Source organism: Bilifractor sp. LCP19S3_H10 (genome assembly GCF_052119185.1).
Classification (GTDB): domain Bacteria; phylum Bacillota; class Clostridia; order Lachnospirales; family Lachnospiraceae; genus Bilifractor.
On the sequence record NZ_JBQKFT010000044.1, the window covers coordinates 1 to 3,721 of the forward strand.

Sequence of the window (3,721 nt, forward strand, 5' to 3'; positions counted from 1 at the left end):
CCTATGCCGACAGCAAAAATCCTGGTTCAGGCATACATTGAGATTACTTCTGTTCATCCTTTATGCAGCCTATGCCGACAGCAAAAATCCTGGTTCAGGCATACATTGAGATTACTTCTGTTCATCCTTTATGCAGCCTATGCCGACAGCAAAAATCCTGGTTCAGGCATACATTGAGAATTACTTCTGTTCATCCTCCGCGTATGGCTGCAGTTCATCATAGGAAACCGGCTCCGGATCTCCCTCTCCGATGAAATTGCAGAACGGATGCGGCTTTCTGTAGAAGTTCAGCGTCAAATACTGATTTCTATACTGGCCGGCAGCATCGAATCCATACTTGTAATCGATGATATCTTCAAGATCAATATCCGCATACGCAATGCCTTCCTCACCGGACGGAACATAATCACTTCTGAGATTTCCATCCGGTCCGATGATCGCGGTATGACCCTGCTTCAATGTCTTGAAATATGCCAGACGGTCCTCCTCAAGCTTGCCATTTTCATCGGTGCACAGCATCTTATACAGACGGTCATCATACACGGAGCTGGTCATCAGGACAAATGCGCCGGTCTGTATCGCATATGCCTTGCTTGCGATATCATCATCGAAATATCCGGGCCAGGAAGCGACATGAACCTGCTCATTCTGAGCATTCATCGCTGCGATATCCAGAGCTACATCATGCTCCCAGCACTGGCATCCGCCGAGTCTTCCAAGCTCCGTATCGAATACCGGCATCAGGGAACCAGAACCGTCGCCCCAGATCAGACGTTCTGCGACAGATACTCTCATCTTCCGATGCTTGCCCATCAGATTTCCCTTGTTGTCAAACCAGAACTGCGTGAGATAAAGGGATCCGCCGTCTTTTTCCGATCCGGAGATGCATACATAAATATCGTTATCCCTTGCGGCCTGGCTGATTTTTGCAAGCGCATCGCTGGGGACCTCTACCGCGTTGAGGTAAAGCTGATGGTAAAATCTCGGAACATAGTCAAGTGCTCTTCCAAGGAAAGCAAACCAGGGATATCCGGGCAGGAATCCCTCCGGAAAACCGATCAGCTTTGCACCGTTGTCGGCAGCTTCCTTAATGATCTTCACAGACTTTTCAACCGTCGCCGCAAGATCAAGATAAACCGGTGCCGCCTGTACTGCCGCTACTTTGTATTTCGGATAATTTGCCATGATTGATTTCCTCCTTTACCAGATTCTGCTGACAATGCTAACTTTTTTCTCCCGGGATAAAAGAAAAAGGCACCGGTGAGGTTTCCCTCTCCCGACGCCTTTGTCTTCGATGCTCATAATATATATCCATTTTTCAAAAAAAGAAATCAATCTGTACTTGATAGGTGTCAATTGATCCTTGATACACACCTGTCAATCGATCCCTGATGCACCGATGTCAACCAGCTCTTGATGCACCAGTGTCAGCCGGTCCCTGATACGGTATTTGAGTTTCTCTGCCGCTCTTATGTCTTGAAAACCATTTATCATTTATGTTTTAATATGATCAAGGGAAAAATCTGGCGACCGTCGGTTCCGCCGACGACCCCCTTCTCCCGAATGTCCAGCAGATGCTCCTCCGCCTGAAGAAGGATACAGGCATGCGATACCTGCGCTTCAACGGAATTTTTTCCGACCGCCTCTTCGTCGCTGCTGCCGATGCATCCGGAAATCCCGTTTACAATTTTGCCTATGTGGATATGGTGCTGGATTTTCTGCATTCCATCGCTCTCAAGCCCTGGATTCAGCTGTCTTTCATGCCCCGGGTTCTTGCTCTGCATCCGAATAAATACCTGTTCAACGACAATGTCAGCCAGCCCCGCGTGAAAAATATTCTGGACAACTATGACCGGCTGAGCAGCTATGGTTTCTGGTCTCTCACTGATCTCATGTCCGATGCGCCGGTTCCGGAGCTGCCGTTCTTCGGCGGCGGACTCTTTACCCGGAAGGGAATCCCGAAGGCAAGCTACTTTGCTTTCTTCCTGCTGGCAAAGCTTGGCTCCGATCTCGTGGAAAGAGGCGACGGCTATTTTATGACAGAAGAAAACGGCCCTTACCAGATCCTTATGTACAACTATCAGCATTTTTCAACGCTATACGCAAATGGGGAAAAATTTGACATGACAGGAACGGACCGCTACACCGTCTTTGCCAACAAAGAGCCTAAGATTTTACATGTAAGAATTGAGAATCTCCCGCAAGGAGCCTGGCGTATCCGGGAAACCTATATCAACCGGGACGCGGGAAGCGTTTTTGACGCCTGGGTGCGGTTCGGTTCCCCGGATATCCTTACAGAAGACGAAGAATTATATCTCCGGAATGCGGCCGCACCCGGTTACTGCGAAAGAACCGCAGCCGCCACAGAGGACGGCGTCCTGTGTTTCGATGAAAAGCTGGAGTTCCTTGAGATACGGCTCGCCGTGGTTGAACCAATGACACGGGACAATAGGTAAATTCAAGAAAACAGATTCGAATAATACCAGGAGGAATGAGAAGTGAAAGAATTAAGATCAGATTTGCGTGACAAAATTTTAAATATGGAGCTTCTTCCGAATCAGGCTGCTCTGTTTTACATCGGACAGGTCGGTTTCATCATCAAATACCAGAACACCTATACTATGATTGACGGCTATCTGTCAGACTACGTGGACAAAAACTGCAGCTCCGATCTCGTCAGATGGAAACGGCTCTATCCCGCTCCCATACAGGCGGAGAGTCTTGATTTTCTTGATTTCATTTTCTGCACTCATGCCCACTTTGATCACGCAGATCCCTGGACGCTCCGTAAAATCGCAGAAGTGAACCACAAAGCCATCTTCATCGGCCCTTCCTCTGTCTGCAGCGTCTATTCCGATTGCGGCGTTCCCGCGAAACAGATCCTGCAGCCCGTCATTGACAGTCCGACCGTACTCGATCCCGGTCATAAAATATCCTTCACGATGATTCCGGCCGCGCATGAAGAACTCCACCCGGATCAACAGGGCGGCTTTGCGGAAGTCGGCTACCGTATATCCTTCGGGCATGCCACCATTTATCACTCGGGCGACTGCTGCCCATACGACGGCCTGGAATCCAGAATCATGAATTGCGACGCACTGATTCTTCCCGTCAACGGACGGGATTACTATCGGAGGAACGTGAAAGACATTATTGGCTGCTTTGACAGCACGGAAGCAATTACCCTTGCCGCAGACACGCATGCTGGCATGCTTATCCCCGTGCACTGGGACCTGTACCACGTGAACGAGATCAACCCGGGAACCTTTGTGGATCTTGCCCACCGCCTGCATCCGGAACTTTCTTTTCACATCTTTGTTCCCGGAGAAGGTTACATATTGTCGGTTTAAGTCTGATCGAGGGTGAAAAAAATCCGTCAAATACTGATTTCTCAGCATTTGCCGGATTTCATCTGCTTATTAAAGCAGGGGATGAGAGAATCGAACTCCCGCTAAAAGTTTTGGAGACTTCTGTCATGCCATTTGACCAATCCCCTGTATTACTCAAGATATGTAAATGACCTGGCTAATGTACCAACACATAAATCATAACACATACCTTCAAAACTGAACACACAAACTCTTCCCGAGAATCCGTCTCCGGACTCCCTCTTCCGTTCCAACTTATGCTTCAGGTCAAACCCTCGACCGATTAGTAACAGTCAGCTCCATGCCTTACGGCACTTCCACCTCTGCCCTATCAACCTTATCGTCTTTAAGGG

3 protein-coding genes, 1 tRNA gene and 1 rRNA gene are annotated in these 3,721 nt (G+C 48.7%); 2 read left to right on the forward strand and 3 right to left on the reverse strand.

Translation table 11 applies throughout. The features are described from left to right. Positions 1 to 180: 180 nt before the first annotated feature. The gene (locus ACTQZS_RS15240) at positions 181 to 1,185 is read right to left on the reverse strand and encodes a carbon-nitrogen hydrolase family protein (protein WP_441101556.1); all 1,005 of its coding nucleotides are present in this window, start codon (positions 1,183 to 1,185) and stop codon (positions 181 to 183) included. A 389-nt stretch (positions 1,186 to 1,574) separates the two neighbouring features. On the opposite strand from ACTQZS_RS15240, the gene ACTQZS_RS15245 reads away from it, so the two are divergent. Beyond that, positions 1,575 to 2,456 carry a GH39 family glycosyl hydrolase gene (locus tag ACTQZS_RS15245; protein ID WP_441476579.1) on the forward strand — a complete coding sequence of 294 codons (882 nt, stop codon included), beginning with the start codon at positions 1,575 to 1,577 and terminating at the stop codon, positions 2,454 to 2,456. Positions 2,457 to 2,498: 42 nt separating this feature from the next. Continuing rightward, positions 2,499 to 3,350 (forward strand): MBL fold metallo-hydrolase, encoded by an 852-nt coding sequence (locus ACTQZS_RS15250; RefSeq protein WP_441476580.1) that lies wholly within the window; start codon positions 2,499 to 2,501, stop codon positions 3,348 to 3,350. Between the two features lie 75 nt (positions 3,351 to 3,425). Here ACTQZS_RS15250 and ACTQZS_RS15255 read toward each other — a convergent pair. Together ACTQZS_RS15255 and ACTQZS_RS15260 are read right to left on the reverse strand one after the other, a co-directional pair. Further along, positions 3,426 to 3,496 (reverse strand) — tRNA-Trp (locus ACTQZS_RS15255). A gap of 135 nt (positions 3,497 to 3,631) precedes the next feature. After that, positions 3,632 to 3,721 (reverse strand): 23S ribosomal RNA (locus tag ACTQZS_RS15260); the annotation flags it as partial.